15 protein-coding genes and 2 pseudogenes are annotated in these 19,098 nt (G+C 37.5%); all 17 read right to left on the minus strand.

Features of this window, described 5'->3' with window-relative positions; translation table 11 throughout:
• Positions 1–1,150: pseudogene (locus tag WCP76_RS04710) on the minus strand (hypothetical protein); the annotation flags it as partial.
• 341 nt (positions 1,151–1,491) lie between these two features.
• Positions 1,492–2,628: a BID domain-containing T4SS effector gene (locus tag WCP76_RS04715; protein WP_336294534.1), complete on the minus strand. Its 1,137-nt coding sequence runs from the start codon at positions 2,626–2,628 to the stop codon at positions 1,492–1,494.
• Positions 2,629–2,897: 269 nt separating this feature from the next.
• Complete coding sequence (locus WCP76_RS04720) at positions 2,898–3,689, minus strand: BID domain-containing T4SS effector (RefSeq protein ID WP_336294535.1); 792 nt, start codon at positions 3,687–3,689, stop codon at positions 2,898–2,900.
• Between the two features lie 290 nt (positions 3,690–3,979).
• On the minus strand, positions 3,980–5,578 hold the full coding sequence (locus WCP76_RS04725; RefSeq protein WP_336294536.1) for a BID domain-containing T4SS effector: 1,599 nt from the start codon (positions 5,576–5,578) through the stop codon (positions 3,980–3,982).
• 598 nt (positions 5,579–6,176) lie between these two features.
• The gene (traG, locus tag WCP76_RS04730) at positions 6,177–8,096 is read right to left on the minus strand and encodes a Ti-type conjugative transfer system protein TraG (RefSeq protein ID WP_336294537.1); all 1,920 of its coding nucleotides are present in this window, start codon (positions 8,094–8,096) and stop codon (positions 6,177–6,179) included.
• A 192-nt stretch (positions 8,097–8,288) separates the two neighbouring features.
• On the minus strand, positions 8,289–9,923 hold the full coding sequence (locus tag WCP76_RS04735) for a BID domain-containing T4SS effector (protein WP_336294538.1): 1,635 nt from the start codon (positions 9,921–9,923) through the stop codon (positions 8,289–8,291).
• Positions 9,916–10,140: an antitoxin VbhA family protein gene (locus WCP76_RS04740; RefSeq protein WP_336294539.1), complete on the minus strand. Its 225-nt coding sequence runs from the start codon at positions 10,138–10,140 to the stop codon at positions 9,916–9,918. The genes WCP76_RS04735 and WCP76_RS04740 overlap by 8 nt, the downstream gene beginning before the upstream one ends.
• Positions 10,141–10,177: 37 nt before the next feature.
• A complete protein-coding gene (virB11, locus tag WCP76_RS04745; protein WP_336294540.1) occupies positions 10,178–11,248 on the minus strand; it encodes a P-type DNA transfer ATPase VirB11 in 1,071 nt (356 codons plus the stop codon).
• Positions 11,245–12,402 (minus strand): type IV secretion system protein VirB10, encoded by a 1,158-nt coding sequence (virB10, locus tag WCP76_RS04750; protein ID WP_336294541.1) that lies wholly within the window; start codon positions 12,400–12,402, stop codon positions 11,245–11,247. Before virB10 ends, virB11 begins: the two co-directional genes overlap by 4 nt.
• Positions 12,395–13,262: pseudogene (gene virB9, locus WCP76_RS04755) on the minus strand (P-type conjugative transfer protein VirB9). Before virB9 ends, virB10 begins: the two are co-directional and overlap by 8 nt.
• Complete coding sequence (locus WCP76_RS04760; protein ID WP_336294543.1) at positions 13,259–13,927, minus strand: VirB8 family type IV secretion system protein; 669 nt, start codon at positions 13,925–13,927, stop codon at positions 13,259–13,261. Before WCP76_RS04760 ends, virB9 begins: the two are co-directional and overlap by 4 nt.
• A complete protein-coding gene (locus WCP76_RS04765; RefSeq protein ID WP_336294544.1) occupies positions 13,917–14,231 on the minus strand; it encodes a type IV secretion system protein VirB7 in 315 nt (104 codons plus the stop codon). Before WCP76_RS04765 ends, WCP76_RS04760 begins: the two co-directional genes overlap by 11 nt.
• A 204-nt stretch (positions 14,232–14,435) precedes the next feature.
• A complete protein-coding gene (locus WCP76_RS04770; RefSeq protein WP_336294545.1) occupies positions 14,436–15,401 on the minus strand; it encodes a TrbL/VirB6 family protein in 966 nt (321 codons plus the stop codon).
• Positions 15,388–15,834, minus strand: coding sequence for a type IV secretion system protein VirB5 (locus WCP76_RS04775; protein ID WP_336294546.1), 447 nt, complete (start codon positions 15,832–15,834; stop codon positions 15,388–15,390). Before WCP76_RS04775 ends, WCP76_RS04770 begins: the two co-directional genes overlap by 14 nt.
• Positions 15,831–18,194, minus strand: coding sequence for a VirB4 family type IV secretion/conjugal transfer ATPase (locus WCP76_RS04780; RefSeq protein ID WP_336294547.1), 2,364 nt, complete (start codon positions 18,192–18,194; stop codon positions 15,831–15,833). The genes WCP76_RS04775 and WCP76_RS04780 overlap by 4 nt, the downstream gene beginning before the upstream one ends.
• Complete coding sequence (locus tag WCP76_RS04785) at positions 18,191–18,502, minus strand: VirB3 family type IV secretion system protein (protein WP_336294548.1); 312 nt, start codon at positions 18,500–18,502, stop codon at positions 18,191–18,193. The genes WCP76_RS04780 and WCP76_RS04785 overlap by 4 nt, the downstream gene beginning before the upstream one ends.
• The gene (locus tag WCP76_RS04790) at positions 18,503–18,820 is read right to left on the minus strand and encodes a TrbC/VirB2 family protein (protein ID WP_336294549.1); all 318 of its coding nucleotides are present in this window, start codon (positions 18,818–18,820) and stop codon (positions 18,503–18,505) included. It abuts the gene before it with no gap.
• Positions 18,821–19,098: the final 278 nt, after the last annotated feature.

The following is a 19,098-nucleotide window of genomic DNA, read 5'->3' on the forward strand; positions in this document are numbered from 1 at the left end:
CCCCTTCAAGTATTCTTCTCTCTCTGGAAAACTGTTCCGGTTCACCAATGTCTTCATAGACGGACTCTTCTGACTGTCCCCCTTCAAGTATTCTTCTCTCTCTGGAAAACTGTTCCGGTTCACCAATGTCTTCATAGACGGACTCTTCTGACTGTCCCCCTTCAAGTATTCTTCTCTCTCTGGAAAACTGTTCCGGTTCACCAATATCTTCATAGATGTGCTCTTCTAGTTTCTCTTCAACCCTCTTATCTTTGTGACGTTTTTGCGTTCTATTAACGATCCTAACGTTTGCATAGATGTGCGGCGGGGTGGGTTCTGAGTAGGTTACCTCTTCTACTTGTTGGTCTTGAGCAACGTACACTTTATCTGGCCTGCCAGGTGATCCTGGCGAGCTGGGTTCTGAGTAGATTATCTCTTCTGCTTTTTGCTTTTTGACAACGTACACTTTATTTGGCTTGCCAGGTGATCCTGGCGGGGTGGGTTCTGAGTAGATTACCTCTTCTACTTGTTGGTCTTGAGCAACGTACACTTTATCTGGCCTGCCAGGTGATCCTGGCGGGGTGGGTTTTGAGTAGATTACCTCTTCTACTTGTTGGTCTTGAGCAACGTACACTTTATCTGGCCTGCCAGGTGATCCTGGCGGGGTGGGTTCTGAGTAGATTATCTCTTCTGCTTTTTGCTTTTTGACAACGTACACTTTATCTGGGTTGCCGGATGATCCTGGTTTGGTAGGTAATAAATATACCCCTTCCTCTCCGGCGTCATCATTAACCTTACGATGCAGACGCGGTGGCTTTTCTGGAGCTAGCATTGAGTAGATAACTTTATCTCCCTCGTCCTCATTAACCTTACGATGCAGACGCGGTGGCTTTTCTGGAGCTAGCATTGAGTAGATAACTTTATCTCCCTCGTCCTCATTAACCTTACGATGCAGACGCGGTGGCTTTTCTGGAGCTGGCATTGAGTAGGTGACTTTCTTTTCTCTTTCTTCATCACGCGATGTCCCTGACCCTTGTTGAACTCCTTTTGAGTCCACTTCAACATTTTCTGTTCCCCTCCTTCTTAAATTAAACATTCTAAAAAAAGATTCCGCGCCATTTCGTAATGTTTGTCTAAAACCAGACGCAGAGGAGGAAGATTGTCTTTTCATACATATTTCCTTTCAAGTCTTCTCAATAATTTTTTAGAAAACTTCTTTGGCGCACTCTCCACCTTCATGATTTAATAGCCTTGTATATGAAGATAACAATTTGAATGACCTCTGAAGATTAGTACCATACGCCATCATCGTAATTGGTCTTTATGTCTTTTATGAAGTTTTTTTGTGGCACTATTAATTAAATCTTAGCTTTTATTAAAATTTTTGATGCAGATCTTTTAATTATCATATTCTTCTTTGCTGTGGCGCACCCTCCAGCATATTTGCGCAAATTACTTTGTAAAAATTGCAGTAAAAAGCTATATTGAAAGCTAAAACTCATGTAATTTTAGCTAGTTAAGGACCAGTGTTTTGGATCCTGTAATTTTGCTAGAATGCTGACCTTGTACTTTTTCATTTGTATGTGTAAGGTTGAAAGTCCCAGCAACTGCACGATGTATGGTTTCTGATGGGTGTCCAGGCAGTTTAGAAGGTTGTGATAGGCCTTGCTGTTTATGCAAGTCTTTAGCCCCTTGAACAGAAGACTGACGACATATTAGCTTCTCCTTATAGATCTGCAAAATGTCTTCTTGTGTTTGTTTTATAGCATTTTCACAATTTTCAACGGCATTAATCAGATGTGAAAGACCTGTTTCAGCATGTCTGCGTGCACTATTTTTAAAGCCACACATACTGATGCCGGCAAAATTGCCAAAAGACTGGGGATTCATGGCAAGCTGCCATGCGAACTCTTCTCCTGTAGTAGAATTGTGGAGCAGCTCTTCAACTCTTTTCTGCAAAATATCTGGATTGCCATAAACAACTTTGCTCCAATATTGAATTTGCCTTTGATATCTTTTTACCGATGGACTCTCACGAACTATGTTATTAATTTCTACCCTTAAAAGAACTTTTTCTTCTTCTGCTTTTAAAAAGGCTTTTTCCTCTTGAAAACGCTGTGGACTCCGCAGAGCTTTAATCACTTCATCATTGCCGATTGCTTGTGCATAGCGTATTAATTCCTCGTCATCGCCTAATGTTTCCGCACAGCGTCTTAGCTCTGTGTCTGGAAACTGTAACAGGCTTTCTTTTGCATATTTTACAGCTTCTGTATAACACTCAATAGCGGTACATAGAGTTATCAAACTATCTTCAGCTCTTTTACGCTTACTAGTTTTAAAACCAAATACATTAATACCAGCAAGACGATGAACAGATGCAGGGTATGCTGAAATTTGCCATGACAAACTATCTCCCACAGAGGGATTTTTAAGAATTTCATCCATTTTTACCTGTAAAGCGTTTTTATCCCCATAAAGAATTTTAGACAAGTTTTGGATTTTTTTCTGATATAATCCAACCAACGGGTGATACAAAACTAGAGTGACCATTTCTTTTTCGGAAAAACCCTGCCTTCGTCCTTGTGTGGTAGCAGTTACGTGATCTCCTAAATTGTATGATGTAGGAGAAGTGTAGAGACTTTTTTTCATGTATGTTTCCTTTCAATAATTACTCTAGAAAACCTCTTTCGTGTACTCTCTACCTTCATACTTTGATAGCTTGTATACAAAGGAAGACATCAATTAGAATGATTGCCCAAAGACCCTACGTTATCCATAAGTTACATAGATAGAGAATTATTTTTGTGGATGCTTTCTGTAACGTTACATAAAATTTTTGGCGTAATTCCCAGAAAACAACTTACGCCAAAAAAATCGTTAAAAGAAAAAGCTTATATATAATTTTGAATTACATATGCTTAAAAAGCAAAAGCCATTGATTTTCCTGCACTTTGCGAACGCCCTTGCTGTTTCACAGCACGTGAGTGATGAAGTACCATCTCATCTTTCATTTTTATATCTTCTCGTCTACCAGGGCTTTCCTGTTTTTTCTCAACTCCAAGATTTCTTTCTACTGTCTTTACAGCATTTACATACCTGTCAATAGCCTCACATAAGGGAGTAAAACCTTCTTCAGCCGCTCTGCGAGAACTTGTTTTCATTCCTAGAATTTTTCTGCCAGCAAGTTTACCAATACCTTTAGGGTTTGCAGCAACACTCATTGAGATTTGCTCTCCTTGTTCAGGATTTTTCCGAATATTTTCAAGTTGTTTATTCAAAGCACCTGGGTTGCCATAAACAACTCTAGACCAATAACTAACTTCTGCTGCACAATATTGGACGTCTACATTTTCTCTAAGATGATCAGAGAGTCGCCTTCTTTGCTCTTCAGATTTGTTTACATTTACATCTGCATAGACAACTTCTTCTTGTTGGTTTTTTGTTTTGTGTTCTCTAGTTCTTTTTATATTTACATCTGCATAGACAACTTCTTCTTGTTGGTTTTTTGTTTTGTGTTCTCTAGTTCTTTTTACATTTACATCTGCATAGACAACTTCTTCTTGTTGGTTTTTTGTTTTGTGTTCTCTAGTTCTTTTTACATTTACATCTGCATAGATAACTTCTGCTGGGCCTCTTGGTTGTTTATTAACTTTTGCATAAAGGCTTTCCTCTCTCTTTTCTGAGGAAGATTTGGAGTAATCTGGGTTCATGCATGTTTCCTTTCAATAATTATTTAGAAAAGCTCTTTAGTGCATTCTCCACCTTTATTTGATGGTCTTTACACAAAGGAAGATATCACGCTATTTATAACACCATAACTACACTTTGTGGCCTTTGTGCAGTTTTTTCGTGAAATTTTGTGAATAAGTAACATAAAATTACAGAAGCTATTTTGAGAGATATTTTTTGTAACATTACAAAACAACTCTTGCCTTGGCACAATCAAAATAAGATGGTTTGCGCTAAGGAATAAATTTGACAACCAAAGCAGCTTTCCTGTTTAACCAGTAAAAGCTAGAGATGAGATGCGATTGGCTTTTATGGCGCGCATCTGATACTGCGCTTCTTTAGTTTGTTTTACAATTGTAGCAATTTCTGTTGCTTTACTTTCTGACACGCCAAGCATATCAGCAAGTTTTGCATGTTTTTTTTCTTGTATGGCTTTGTGATCTTCTGGCGATAATCGATTTTGTAACTGGCGCGCAAAAAGATGAACTTGTTGTTGGAGCGCAGGAGATTGAGATAAAGCTTCTTTTTGTTGCTCTGGTGATAAGGCAAAAAGGTTTTGTAAGTTTTTCTCAGGCTTTTCGACAGATTGTCCTAAGCGCTGTTGCTCTCTTTGGTACTGTTCTAAAATTTCCTCCTTTGTTTTCTGTACCGTTTTGGCATAATCATAAAATGTCTCACTTAGTAATAGAACCTTCTCTTCTGCCTGTTTGCGATCTGGACTTTTGATACCAAATATTGTGTTACCTGTAAGTTTAGAAATCGATTTTGGGTTTTTTATAATTTGAGTAGCAAATTGTTTTCCAAATTTTGGATCTGCATTAATTATATCTATTCTGGGATTTAAGAGTTTTGCATTTCCATAAACAAGTTTTGATAAATTCTCTATTTTTTTTTGTAATGCTTGGACAAAGGGATTTTCTGAAGTTCTGGCAAATAAGTCTTCATTCGTGAGAGGTGCTAATCTCTCTTTTGGGATCAGCGTTTCTTTTAGGTTTGTAAAATTGGATGCTTGAAAGAAGATGTGTGCACCATTCTGTAATGACTTAATTTGTTCTGGTGAAAGATCATCTTTATGACCGATGACCAAAGTACCCTCTACCTCTATGACAAAACCTTCTGCTAAAAAATTTCTAAAAACGCCATTATAGATGATACCTTCTTTTGCTGCGATGACAATACAATTGTTGATTTTTTCATGCTCAATACTTTTCATCTTTGAGATGAATTCCTTTAAAACAAGTGCTTTTTTCGGATTGGTGATATCTTCAAAAAGGTCTTTCATCGGTTGTGGGTTTCCATGTTGCATTGCTTCAATACAAGCAAAAGTCATGCGCTCTTGCGTTATGAAAGAAAAGTCGACTCTATGTCCTGCTGCTTGTCCAACTTTTTCCAAAAACATTCGTTGTACGCGTCCATTGCCTTTTCTGAAAGGATGCACATGATTGAGCGCTATAAAGACTTCAGCGGCGTTTTCGGCAAATTCTTTGCGGGATAAACCTCGTAAGTTATTTTTTTTGGTAAGCATTTGCTCTAATTGTTTAAGTTCTGTTTGAATTTGTGAACCGGTGGCAAAAGAAAACTCATGACCCTTTGGTCGCATATTTGGCATACGAGCAGTAGTGCCATCTTCAAATACAAAGGATTTATCGCGAGTTTGACCAGCCCATTCAAAACTCTTATGAAAAAGGGACCAGTGAATTAATTTCAGATAAGCAATATTAAATTTTTTGGGTGGTGGTTCATAGCGAAAATTTACAGCTGCTCTGGCTGCATCATGGGCACAGCGCTCATACAGCTTTTTTTTGTTTCTTATGCCGTATTTATTTTTTAGTGTTGTACTGTTTTTATACAGATAATTATGCTCTAACATGTATTATCTCCTTATCGGATAAAGCAGTTTGTCAGTGTGTCAAAATCTTCGTGTAAAAATTTTTCTTTCGCATATTCTTTTGAGATTGCTAGAATTTTTGGGAGCAGAATTATTCTTACAAGTGCATCAGTATTACTGCTTGTACCAACCGCCTTATAGGGTTTTTGTCATTCTTTTTGTGTAAGGAATAGTCAACACCGTTTGGACTGTTTTCATGCCCATTTTCTTTTTTATTTGCTTGTAGAAAGTCATCTCTTATGTGCTTTCCAGTGTTATGTATCATTATTATAAATGCAAGCTTTATAAGTATTTTTCTTTTAGGCGAGTTATCTTCAAAAGCTCTTTTTTTATGGGTATTTAAAGCTTAGACGCGGTAACCATGATTAGCATCGGTTATTTTGTGGTTTTGCATATAGAGCGCTGGTATCTGTAAGTGCACACCTAAAAGCAACATTCGCGGATTTTTCTCCGTGTTTTTATTGTTTGGTCACATCAAAATTTTTCTTTAATGAGTCTTTGTGAAATATAATCCTCCACTTTTTAGCTTTTATGCTATTTTTATTGTTTTGATGCTCAGTACCCATAAGGGGAGCCTTTTTCAGTTTTTCTTTGCTTGTGGGGCAAAGCGATTTTTTGCAGCAGCTTCTAACATCTCTTTTCTTCTAAAATAGATAGCTCGACCACACCGTAAAGGGGGCTGTCCTTGCATAAGGATAATTTGTTCGTCTTGACGCATATTCTGAATAATTTCATGGGGTAAAATAAGTGCTCTTTGTTGATAATTGATGTTTTGAGAGCTTTTTCCTAAAGATAAGCCCCTTGATTTGCTTGTTCCGGTCACTTCAACGGTCATTTGACCACAGCGCTCTGAAATATCTTTAGCTGTTTGGAGGTCTTTAATAGCGGCATAACTTACAAATGAACAGCTTTCAAACCATGATCGTGCTCCCGATTCTCCAAAGTGATTGACCAACTGACCAGAGGATTGGTAAAAAAGCATTAAGGATGTGCCGTATTTACGACCACGATCACGTGCTTCTTCTAAAATATTCATATAACCAAGAAGATCAACTTCATCCAAGACGAATAAAACACGCTTTTTATAGTTCCCATCCGCTGTAACCATTGCATTTAAAAAAGCTCCAATAATTACACGTCCAATTGCGGGATAACTGTTCAAAATGCTTGCAGGGAGATTAAGAAAAACATCTGTAGTTCCATTTGCAATATCTGAGGATGCAAAGTCACTTCCACAGACAAGATCAGCGTAATTGGATAAAGAAAGCCATTGGGTATCTTTTGATGCAGTTGTATAGACTCCCGAAAAAGTTTGATCTGCCATTTCTGTGAAAATACCTACCATTTCACGAATAAAAGGGGAAGATGTTGTTGCTTGAATCGTACGTAATTGATCCACAACAGCTGTTTCTGATTGAGACAAAATCCCGCGTAATGTTTTTAAGTTGCGTTCACTATCTTCATATTCACTAGAGAATATAACGTGCGCAAGAAGAGCGGTTAAAAGGTTATGCGCTTGTGTCGAAAAATATTCTGCTGAAGAATTATCTGACTTTTTATCTGTGAGAAGCAATTTGGAAAAACTCACAATATTGGCTTCACGTTGTGTTTGAGGTACGCTATCATCTAAAAGCCAATCAAGTACATTAAAATTTTTTGTTAAGATTGAATTAGGATCAAGAACGATAACATTTCTATTGCCCATCCTTTGCCGTGCAAATTTGACCATTGGTGCAACTTCGGTTGAAGGATCAAGGCAAACAACAGATCCTGGATATATTAAACATGTTGGAACCACTGTACTTGTTGTTTTGTATCCACCAGAACCGGCAAAGAAAATCATGTGGGTTGAACCAAAATCAAGATTAAAGGTGAGCAAAGGCGCTTTCCCACCTTTTCCCCATGTTGTTTTATTGCCCGGCGCAAAAGGGATGTTACGTACGCTATCTTGGTCAACACGGTACCTTTCGCCAACAACAATTTGGCCATCGGAAGGAAAAATTTGAGCTGCCTCTTTTAAATTCATCCATGAAGCGTCACCAAAAACTCCTTTTTTTGCACGCTTTATATTGTTTGTACGTGGAGAGGTTGTTTTAAATTGAATTACTAAAAGAAAAACGCCGATGATTGTACCAAAAGCAACCATAGGATCCATAAACTTCAAAGCATAACTCCAAGTTATTCCTTGTTGACCAACATAAGGGCTTAAGCGTTTTATTTCACTACCAATGTAATAAAGAGCTATAACCCCAAAAAAAATAGCTGAGACAGTCGTGATTGCCTTGCGTAAGTGTAGCTTTTGGGTGAGAGTATACAGCAATGAAGCAATAGAAATTAGTATCAGCACCAATAAGGGTTTTGAACGAAGATACCAATAAATTTGGTTTTCGTGTAGCTCATTTATAATAAACAATAACAAATAAGGAACGAAAAATATCGTCACCCCCCCTAAAGGGATTGGTGCTAAGATACGTACCAGTTGTGTTTTGCTATATTTCATCACGTCTTACTTTCATTTTTCATCGAAATATATTGTAAGAGATATGGTGTAAAATAACTGGGGATGTCATAGGAGATACTTTCAAAATTGATAACAGAACCTTAGGTATCCTCTTTATTTTATAAGTAGGAGGTCTTACGATATTTTTCAGTTATGTATATTCAAACAAAGAAGAGTAAGACCTCACAATTATTAGCTGGAAATAGCGAACGCTTTTAGGCGGTTTTGTGGGCGTATTTGTGGTGGCTGCTGTACTTTTGGGAATTTCTGAACAGTTTCTGCAATCCCTTTTGCTTTTTCTTCTGGTACACCAATACTTTTAGCGAGTGCCTTATAATCATTATCATTGATCGCTGCATAATCTCTCTTTGAAAGACGGTTACGGATACTTTTTTGAAAAGTACAAAGTTCTGTTTGAAGTGTAAGAGAGTTATCTAAAGCTTCTTTCTGAGAATCTTTTGACAAAGAAAGAAAATCCTGCAATTTTTTACTTGGCATGCTTACTTCCTGTTTGCAGCGCTCTTGTTCTACCTTATGCTCTTGAATGATTTCTTTCTGAGCGTATCTGATAGCACTCTCGTAATTGGCAACAGCAGAGCAGAGCATAGAAATATGATTTTCAGAATTTGCACGGGCTTGATTTTTAAAATAAAAGAAGTCAAAGCCTGCAAGGTTGGCAATAGAGCTAGGGGATCGTTCAATTTCTTGAACAAGCTGTTGGCCATAGTTTGGATTTTTAATCACCTCTATCATTTTTTTGTTTAATGCTTTCGGATTTCCGTAAACAATTTTTGATAACTTCTGGACTTGCTTATAGCATGTGTGGACACAAGCATCTTCGGAAAGCTTTTCGGCAATTTCATTTTTTGTTAGAGGAGGTAATGGATTTTTTGGGATAAAAAATTTGTCGAAGAGTGACTTTATAGGAGTTTTAAAAGTAAACGTTTCACCAGTCTGTAATTTTTTTAGTTGCTGTTTTGTGAGATCACTTTTGTCTCCAATGATGAGAGTGCCATCTCCTTTGAGTATAAAACTTTCTGAACAAGTATCTTTATAGACGCCACTGTAGATTTCACCTTCTTTTGCAACCATAACAGAAAGCGAAGAAATATCATCATTTCCCATAGTCTTTAAAACATCTTTTAACATCTTTTGTTTTTTGGGATTGGAAATATCTTCAAACAGATGTTCTATAGGCTCTAGATTTCCATCTCGTATTGCCGCAATACTGGCAAGTTTTATGCGTTCTGATGTTGCAAGAGAAAAGTCAAGTCGATGGTTTGCTGCTTGAAAAAATTTTTCACAAAAAAGCTGTTCTACATGCTCGTTGCCGTATCTGAAAGGGTGTGTATGTTTGAGAGAGATAAATATCTTTGATGTTTTAGAAATAAGCTGTTCACGTGATAAATTTTGCAAATTTTCTTGAGCAGAAAGCGTTTGATCTAACTTTTGTAAGTTTTCTTGGATTTCGTCACCGGTTGCAAAAACAGTGTCTAAACCTGTTTCACGGAATATTGGCATGAAGGCAGTGCTGCCATCTGAAAATGTAAATTTTTCGTTGCGGGTGCATCCGGCCCATTCAAACATACTCATAAACATTTCTTTATGAAGATGTTTTAGATAGTGGGAATCAAATTTTAAAGGTAGAGTTTCTTCGTTTATATTAATAAGTGCTTGTGCTACATCACGGGCACATCTCTCCTTAAAGATAATCGGATCTTGTATGCCATATTTATTTTTCAGTGTATCAGTATGAAGATAGACATAATTATACGGAGAAGGTGTTGTAGGTGATCCATTTGTTTTTTCTAGCTGTTCTTTAGGCATCACTGTCTCCTTGTAATACAGCATTTTCCATAAGAGTGTTAAACTCTTCTAATGAGGTATCTCCTCTTGCATATTTTTCTAAAATTTCGAGCGTTTTAGGATGAGGTGTAACACCCTCAAGTGCATAGCTGTTAATGGCTGCATCAACTATTTCGCGGCGCTTTTTCAATTCTTCTGGTGTGTAAGATAAAGGATTCTCTGGTGTCTTTGTTTTCATTTACTTTCCCTTTTTCAACAGTAGGCGTAATTTACTTTTAGTTGCCTCCAAAGATGTTTCTTTGTTTGAAAGGGTCATAATATATTTCTGTGACTTTAAATTGTCCTTCAACCCGTTTACATTGAATAATGATATCTATCATTGAAATTAGCAGACCCCGAATATCATCACGCTCTAAATCACCTCCGCCATCACTTTCTTTGACCAAAAGAGTCATTTGCTCGAAGGCAGCAAGAGCTGTTGCGGCATGAACAGTGGTAATTGAGCCTGGATGGCCTGAATTTACATTGCGGATATAATAAAAGGCTGTACCATCTCGAAGCTCTTGTAAAAGAATGCGATCAGGACGCATGCGTAAAGCAGATTCAAGCAATTCTTTGGGACCAACAGAGGCTAAACCATGTCCATCTTTTGAATAGATCATAGAAACATGATTGGGGTGTGGAATAATCAATTCTGGTGTGTCTTCAATGGTTATAATACGCTCATCATTAGGGATTTTGGCGATTAATGCTTTTGACAACGTTGTTTTTCCTGAGCCGGTTTTTCCAGAAATCAAAATGTTTTTTTGCCATTTTACAGCTTGATTTAAAAAGGATACAAAATCCTTATTGCAATAGGCGGTTGCTAAGTTATGCTCAGCGCTTTTGAGCTCGTTAAAACGAGATTGATAATCATTTAATGGTGTGAAAGATACCTGCTCACACAGAGAAAAAAGGCCTTTATTTGCTAAATCTTCGAGGGAGAAATTCTGCGATGATGGTTTACGAATTGTCATACTGATTGTATTTTTTTCCATTACTGGAGGAATAACAATTTGAATCCGTTCATTATTTGGTAGGGTCGCAGATAATATTGGATTTTTGTCCGATATATTTTGCTTAGAATAGGAAGCAACAACTTTAGCAATTCCCATAAGCTCATTAAAGGAGAGGGTGGGGACTTCTATTGTTTTCCACCCCTCAATTCCTTCAGTCATTACTTGATAGGGACGATTTATTACAATTTCAAAAAGGTTTTCATCTTTTAGAAATGCATCGATTGGTTCAAGTTTTGTTAAAACAATTGTGACGGTTTCATCGTTTAATTGATGTACATTTTGGTTCATTTCGCAGTCCTCGCAGAACTTTTATAAAAGTTTCTTGAAAGGGAGCGATTGATAATCTGTTTTTTGTTTTCGATTAATTTCAATTTATAAACATTAGAAAAATCTAAATCGCGGGCAACAAAAACATTAACCATTTCCCCTTGATTTTTAGTCAAGGTTGGAGAAATATTAGCGTAATTTTCGACGAGAATATTTGCAATATTTGATCCTGTAGAAACTGTTTCAGTACTATTCTTTTCAGGTTCGCTCGTAAAACGGTTTTTAACATAGTTTGTTGCATCTTTGATAATTGAAACAAAAAGTACAGAGCCAATCCGTTCAAGCCAATGATTATCAACCTCTCCATCGATACCAGAACGTCCTAAGGAATCTGTAGCTGGTGAAGATAATGTTATAACGATACCATTGGGTGTTTTGGCTCTATTCCACAGCACGAAGAGACGCTTTTGACCTTTTTTCAATCCGGCACGATATTCACCAACAATTTGTGTGCCTTTATCAAGTAAAACAACGCGACCATTGTCTGACAAGATATCTCTGGAGATAATACAACTGGTGAATCCTTGTTGATCACTGTTGATTGCTGTTTCTAATATGCATGGAATAGGAGTACCCATCGCGATGATATAGTTTCGATTACCAAGTGTCGAGGCATTAACTTTGTCAAGGGTTGTTGGCTTGAGAAGGTGATTAAAGCGTTGCGCTGTTTCATCAGGCTTGTTTTCGACTTTTCCAAGTAAAGCCCCACTATTTGTTGCTGTATTTGCTTTGTTTTGCTGTGTGTTTGTATAGGCTAATACAGGAGCACGCTGTGCCGCTTCCAAGAGTGGATCATCGGAATTTGGTTTATTTATTTGGGGCGTTGGTAATTCAACCTTGGGCAACAAAGCGTCATTTTGTTTGGTTTGTTCAGGGGATATAGGCTTTTGTTGTACAGGAAAAAAAAGTTCTGTCTGTTTTATTGTCACTTCTTTAGGAAGTTCTACGGGTTGTTTTTTGTTTGTATAAATTGTTGAATATGCTAAGTAAATACAGACACTGAAAAGAACAATAAGAGCGACTGCTTTACCTATATTGCTATGCTGTTTTCCTCCTTGAGAGTCTTTTATTGTGCAGCGATCATCTATGTTCTTTTCATCCATTTCTTCATTCATGGCCGTTTTCCTGTGTTCACTTTACGTTGTACAGATGGTGATGTTGTGCCGGTTTCTGGATTAATCCCTTCAGGCACGAACCTCCTATTAAAGACGCACAGAACGTCATTTCCACGGCGCAAAACAAATTGAGCAGCTGTGGCATGAACAATGACCTTGTTACCTTTAATCGATTTTGGAACGAGAGATTCTTTCCCATCAAACGAGACAAGATAAATAGCTGGGATTTCAATATTTCCTAAAAATGTAAAGGTTGTTGTTTTCCCGTTATCGTAGACAGAGCTTGGTTCAATTAATGGTGAACCTTGCACTTCATAAGCCCAATTGCGTGGTCCAAAATCTTCATGGGTATTTAAAACATCATTAAGAAAGTTTTCTTCGTACTGTGCGGTTTTTGCTGCTTCGGCTAATTTTTTACGCAAGGCTTCATCTTCTGGATAACGAAACTTTACTAAAAAATATGTATTATTCCCCGCTGAAACATCGCCTTCACGGACTTTTAGCTCAAATTGATAAGATCGTTGTGCGCCATCTTGACGACTTGTTACAATTTGTAAATTAGTGACTGGTTGAACTTCGCGCGGTTTTAGAAAAACAAAATGGCCGGCTGGTGCAACTTGCCAAGCAACGGAATTGCCAATTCCTACATAGATAACTTCTTCATCATCAGCAAATTCAAGTTGAACCGAAGAACGAATAGACCCGATGATTTGTGTAACATTGTGTGGGTCATAATTGACAAATCTAATGCGGTCATCTTTGCGGGCACTTACAGGGGCTACTTCCGCAAACAACGGAGCTGTAAAAAAGCTTATTATGACAATGAAAGCTAAAAAGATTATTTTTAAAAATCTGATCATTGTATCACCTCTGGATCGGATCGATATTCAGATATTTGAAAGCCAAGGGGATTTATTAAGCGGTCTGTCGTTGAAATGTGTGCATTAATGTAGGAAAAATTTAAGATAGAAACCCAATGAGAAATACTTTCTTTTCCATTGGGTTCTCTGATCGTTTTGTAGTAACGTACCTGAATAAGATCTTTGCTTAAAAAGGAGATCGATTTTATTGTAACCGTAGCGGTCATGTTATGATAAATATTTTGCGGACTTTCTGGGTTATTGCCTGCATACCATTTTGCAAAACGGTTTTGTTCTTGTGGTGAAGATAAAAGAGAAATCAAGCGAAAATTATGTTCTGCCTCTGATGATTGAAAACTTTCGCGTGCACGAACATATTTGCCAGCAAAATAACGTGTTATCGCTTCATCGTAATCGTTGGGAGATTCTTTTAGTGCACTAACCGTATCAACAATACCTGTTGAATTATCAACTCGAATAATAAAAGGTTCTACAGTTTTTAAGGGCGTTAATGCTGCTACAGCTAAAGCTAGGGCGATCGTCATCAATCCAAAAAGCACTGTCAAAGCCATGGCAATTTTCATACGTAATCGCATGCCATGTATACGATCAACGTCGAATGAGCGTGCTTCTTTTATGTATTCTTCAAGTGCGTCACTTTTCACGTGTTACCTCCACAGTGTTATTCAAGCGCGTTTCATGGCTTATAGGATTTAATGTAGTTTTATTCGGTGTTATGCTAATTGTTGCTTTTTCACTTTCCAAAGTGTTGAGGATGGTAGGTGTTTGAACAGGTTTTACAATTCTTCTTTGTGGGATGATGTTTTCGTTGTCCCAGTTCCATTTATCTCTATTTAAAGGGCGGGTATTTTTTCCATTACACCGTGGTGGTTCTTTGGGGCCTACTATGGAGGCACAGCCAGTAAGAGTAAGGGTTAGAATGACAAAAAAAATTACTTTACGTTTCATTTTTTGAACTCACAAATACTTTGAAATCAGTATGGGGACTCTTGCTTTGCGCAATTTGAAAGAAGTATGGTATGAAAGACTTTTATTGCGCTAGTGAAATAAAGAATACCAAATGTTTTATGCAATATATGCGTAGTTTGTGCTCTCTTGAACGCACACAATGGAGCAGCAAGGGCGTCGATTTTTTTAAAGAGGTATTTAACATTAAAATCGACCACGTCCTCGAGCTCCCATTTTTGCGGCTTTTGCTGCGGTACTTGCTGCACCAGAGAGTTTTGAAACTGCACTTTTTGCGACATTACCACTTGTTTTAGCACTATTGGAGAGCATCGTGAAAATCTGTCCTCCTGAAGATATACCGGCGTTAAAGTACGGTCCACCAGAAGAAAGAGCAGAGGCGATACCAGGAAGTGCGCGGAAGAGAATGGCTCCTACTATCGAGATGACAACAACAGGTGGGAAAAGAAAATAGATTGTATCATATGTACCATTGAGAACGCGTAGGATAATTTGGCACAAAATCGTTCCTAACATGATCACCAGGACCTGTAAGATGGTAAAGTTGACCAATGTAGTAATCCATGCATCGGTGAATTTTCTGGTTGCATTAAATAAATACAAGCTAATGAACAGTGGCCCAAGACCTATAATCATTACGAGCGCAACTTGTGCAAACATTTGGACAATAAAACCACCTATACAAAAGACGATAACAGCCATAAGCATTAAAGAGCCAAGAAGGCCAACCATGATTTTTTCAAGGAACCAAGCTTTAGATAAAACTTCTTGATAGCGAGAACTTGTCTTTAACAAAATATAATCAAAGACATTGGAACCAGTGGGATTGTGGTTAAGTGCATTCCCAATTGCATTTGTTAGATCATTAAAAAAAACATCTTTCACATAGATATTAAATGTATCCGCATTCGTTGCCATTGTTGTTACAACAACGATTTTAACGACATTATTGAGAAGGCTATGCATTGAAAGAGCAACGCGACCCGTCATAACGTTATAGCCATATAAAAAAATGAAAATGATCGAGGCAAGATTAAGCGGTGCTGAAATAGCAGAAGACAACCCACTCACTGTTGTATTCATCACATTGTCAAGTGGGGCTACAATATAACTAGAAATGCTTTCAAATGGAGCGAAACTAAAGTCGGACATTAGAACTCTCAAGTTTTTCTTTTAACTTTTGTTCAAGATCTTTGTGTTCTTTTTGTATCTCTTCTTCACGCATTTCTTCTTTTGATTTTGTATCTCTTGCTTTAATCATAGCTAAAGATTGAAGTTTTAAAGCATCCACTTGAAGATTTGCATGAAGAATGGCTAATTCTATTTGAAGAGTCTGTAATGCTTCTAATTCAGGCTTTTCTTGTGACTTTACAGTTTCAAGCTTATTATTTATTTCTTGGATTTTTTTTGTCGTTTCTGCTGCACTTGCATAAATGGTTTCAGCTGTTTCTGATTTTGCAGCGTCTAATTTTTGCGTGTTTTCTAGTGCATTTTTATAATATTCATCCACATTGATGGTAGTTTGTGACATTGCATGAGAGGCGCAAGACAAATATAAGAGCATTATTAAACCGTATTTTTTCATTGATTTTCTCTCCTTTGATGAAATATGGGTAACCATTCGTCCGGATCTGTTCCATATTGGTTGATAATTTGGTTCATGAGCTCAATATTCTTAGTTGTACCGCTTAGGACGGCGATCTCATCCTTCATTTCTCGCAGATTGAGCTCTGCAACGACTGAATTTTGTCCCTGTTTGATAAGAAAACGACGAGATTCTCTGCTTAATTCTGATTGTATCAGTTCAAATTCACGATCAGTTAGTTTAAAATGTTCAACATAATCATCATAATTTGCTTTTTGATTTGGAAAAAATATTTGGGTGGGGCATTGCTCAATAATTGTATGTGCAATTGTTGATTTTAAAGCATCTTTTGGGCTTTGTGTTGCAAAAAGCATCATGCCATTTTGTTTACGGATCGTCTTGAGACGATCTTGTGCAAAAGCTGTGAATGAATCATCTTCAAGTGCTTTCCAGAATTCATCAATGGCAATAATAATGCGTCGTCCATCAATAAGATCAAGAATACGATAAAACAGATACATCATTAAGGGACGCCGAATTTCTTCATTGTCTAAGAAATCTGTTATGTCATAGCCAATAAACTGTGCATTTAAATTGAGATCATCTTGCTCGTTATCAAAAACCCAACCTAAAGCATTCCCTTTAATCCATGGCTGCAACCTTATGGCAATTCCTTCTTTTGAGGTATTATCAAAAAACAATTGAAGAGCACCAAGAGAGCGTTGTGCAAGAGGTAAAGTTTCCAAGGAATCTATAGCTCTAGAAATATCTTGCCGCTCCTGTTCTGTTATTGTTTGTCCTTCAGCTGTAACGAGTTTCAAGATCCAATTACGAAGAAAGATTTTGTTTCTTTCGGTGTATTCTATGCCCTTCAAGGGTGCGATACCCGTAGGCTGCCCATTTTTCAAAGGTTTATATTTTCCACCTCCAGCCCGCACAAAAATCTCTGCACCCTGATCTTTATCAAAAAAGACCATTGTAGGATTATGTTTTTGTAATTGAGCAAGAAGGAAATTAACAATCACCGTTTTACCGGATCCAGATGGACCGCAAACAAATGTATTGCCAAGGTCACCATAATGAAAATTAAAGTAATAAGGTGAACCAGCTTGTGTTTTTAGTAATGCTACAGCAGATCCCCAAACATTACCTTTTAATTTACCAACCGGAAAAGAATGGAAGGGTGATAAAGCTGCAAAATTTCTGCTGGTAATGGCGCCAGATCGTGCACGGTAGCTAAAATTTCCGGGCAATTGCGCCCACCATGCAGCTTCCAACCCTAAATCTTCTCTGGCTATAACCGCTCCACCATTGGTTAAATGGGAACGCGCTTTTGATAAGTTTTCAGCTAATTTTTTAGTGTCATCAGCAAAAACAGCTAGAGAGAGATGATGTTCACCCAAAACAAAACGATTTGACTCTAAATCATCCAACGCTTCATCAAGCGCTTCAATTTGTGAGCTAGCGCGATCAGCTGCATTAATCATTTGATTTTGCTTACGACCCATAATGGCACCGGCAGCTGCTTTACTTTTAAAGACAAAAGACTGAGTTAAAATGAATTCAAACGGTGTTGTCAGTAAGCCATCCGTCATACCGGGGCGCGTTTTAGAGGGGTATTCTTTCCACCCAAACATGCCAACAAAACGCTGATTACTTTCATGACGAATTTCTATAATTTCTCTACCAAAAATAACACGATCAGAATAAATCGTTGATGCAATAGTACCAAATGTAAGAGGAATACGCTCACGTCTCCCCCCTACCAATTGGTGAAGAAACTCACTTTGTTCAGAAAATAAAAGGCCATCATGTTCATAAATCGATAAGAGTCGAGCTTCATAAGCTTCTAAACCTTCTATAAAATCTCGACTTAACTCTTCGATTTTACGAATGGCTTCCATATCTGGTTCGGATTGCGTTTTTTTTGCTTTTGCTAAGCGTTGAAAAAATGAAGCTATTTTCTCCGTTTTATCTGATGCAGGATTCCAAAGTAGTGAAACGAATAGGTCATTTCTATACAACTCTTGCGAAACCATTTTCTTTTTATATTTTTCATTTAATGTTGCGGCAAAAGATGAAGAAAAATGATCTTCTGGATAAATAACTTCGCGTCGACGAATAATATGAGAATATAAAGCAACGCGTTCATCTGCGATGTTTTTCAAGAGAGTGTTTAATTGCTCATGTAAGGAATTTAATTGATCGATATCTGCAGTGTCGAAATTTACTCCCTCAACAGCTATCACAGTCATTAAGCAGCGTGAATTCAATGCAATGACATGTTTATTGACATAGCGCACGTAAGGGATGGATTCTTCAGGCAAAAGCTCCTTTTTCATGACTGATGTTTGGTTCATATGCGTAGTTCCTTGTAAGTACGAACAAGGCGTAATGGAGATGTAGACCCTCCTCCCCATCTTTTTAGGTTTCTTTGTTTTCCTCGGGTATTGAGCCAAGCAAATAATACGCGAAATTGGTTGTGATCATGTCTCGTTATTTCGCGTAAAACAAAATGCATCCCAACACCGAGACCAATCATGCGGAAATCGCTTGATATAATGAAAAGAATACACGTTGCCATAACGTTTAGAGCCATTGCTTCCATTGTAACACCCGCAAACATGGTAGGTCGTGTACAAGCAAGAAAGAGAGTATCTTCATTCATTTATGGTGAGACTCCTGCTAATGTAGTAACGAGAGTGGGAGCTCCAAAAACAACACCAATGCCAATAATGCAATATGCTGCTTTGCGTAAATCAATAAAGCCATACATCCAGCCAATACCCACGGCAGCAACACATATAATCGCTATGAGCCTTGCTGTTGTTCCCGTCATCATTTTAACTATACTATTTAAAACAGTATCAATATTTCCCAATCCATTAGGCGCAGTGGAGGCATAAGAGGGATGCGATACAAAGACTGCAGTTAAAACCAGCACGATAATGATAAACACAATGTTCTTGGATATATTGTTTGTCATTTTACCTCTCTTTAAAAGAATTATTAACTATTGACATCCTTTTGTCTTTCATAGCTAAAGAGTTTTGTGGCATTAAATTTCCAGCCCCAAATACCCCTCATTTGTTTTGTTTATAAAAACTTTAGTAGTAGGTTCTTGCTTACTCTAAAAACTCTCTTCTAGAGACAGAAGACTTCAGCCTCGGAACTGTGTTACATGAAAATGGCAATTTTAAGTTACAGGTTTTCCAAAGTGGTAATGGCTAACATTTTAAGAAATAATATTTTTCTTTACAAAAT

The organism is Bartonella vaga, assembly GCF_037070895.1.
Lineage (GTDB): Bacteria > Pseudomonadota > Alphaproteobacteria > Rhizobiales > Rhizobiaceae > Bartonella.

Excerpts from the sequence above, each read along its gene's own strand:
- traG (WP_336294537.1), bottom strand. The coding sequence starts at position 8,096 with ATGAAATATAGCAAAACACAACTGGTACGTATCTTAGCACCAATCCCT.
- WCP76_RS04775 (WP_336294546.1), bottom strand. The coding sequence starts at position 15,834 with ATGAAAAAATACGGTTTAATAATGCTCTTATATTTGTCTTGCGCCTCT.
- WCP76_RS04765 (WP_336294544.1), bottom strand. The coding sequence starts at position 14,231 with ATGAAACGTAAAGTAATTTTTTTTGTCATTCTAACCCTTACTCTTACT.
- WCP76_RS04770 (WP_336294545.1), bottom strand. The coding sequence starts at position 15,401 with ATGTCCGACTTTAGTTTCGCTCCATTTGAAAGCATTTCTAGTTATATT.
- WCP76_RS04790 (WP_336294549.1), bottom strand. The coding sequence starts at position 18,820 with ATGACAAACAATATATCCAAGAACATTGTGTTTATCATTATCGTGCTG.
- WCP76_RS04715 (WP_336294534.1), bottom strand. The coding sequence starts at position 2,628 with ATGAAAAAAAGTCTCTACACTTCTCCTACATCATACAATTTAGGAGAT.
- WCP76_RS04735 (WP_336294538.1), bottom strand. The coding sequence starts at position 9,923 with ATGCCTAAAGAACAGCTAGAAAAAACAAATGGATCACCTACAACACCT.
- virB10 (WP_336294541.1), bottom strand. The coding sequence starts at position 12,402 with ATGAATGAAGAAATGGATGAAAAGAACATAGATGATCGCTGCACAATA.
- WCP76_RS04720 (WP_336294535.1), bottom strand. The coding sequence starts at position 3,689 with ATGAACCCAGATTACTCCAAATCTTCCTCAGAAAAGAGAGAGGAAAGC.
- virB11 (WP_336294540.1), bottom strand. The coding sequence starts at position 11,248 with ATGAACCAAAATGTACATCAATTAAACGATGAAACCGTCACAATTGTT.
- WCP76_RS04740 (WP_336294539.1), bottom strand. The coding sequence starts at position 10,140 with ATGAAAACAAAGACACCAGAGAATCCTTTATCTTACACACCAGAAGAA.
- WCP76_RS04780 (WP_336294547.1), bottom strand. The coding sequence starts at position 18,194 with ATGAACCAAACATCAGTCATGAAAAAGGAGCTTTTGCCTGAAGAATCC.
- WCP76_RS04725 (WP_336294536.1), bottom strand. The coding sequence starts at position 5,578 with ATGTTAGAGCATAATTATCTGTATAAAAACAGTACAACACTAAAAAAT.
- WCP76_RS04785 (WP_336294548.1), bottom strand. The coding sequence starts at position 18,502 with ATGAATGAAGATACTCTCTTTCTTGCTTGTACACGACCTACCATGTTT.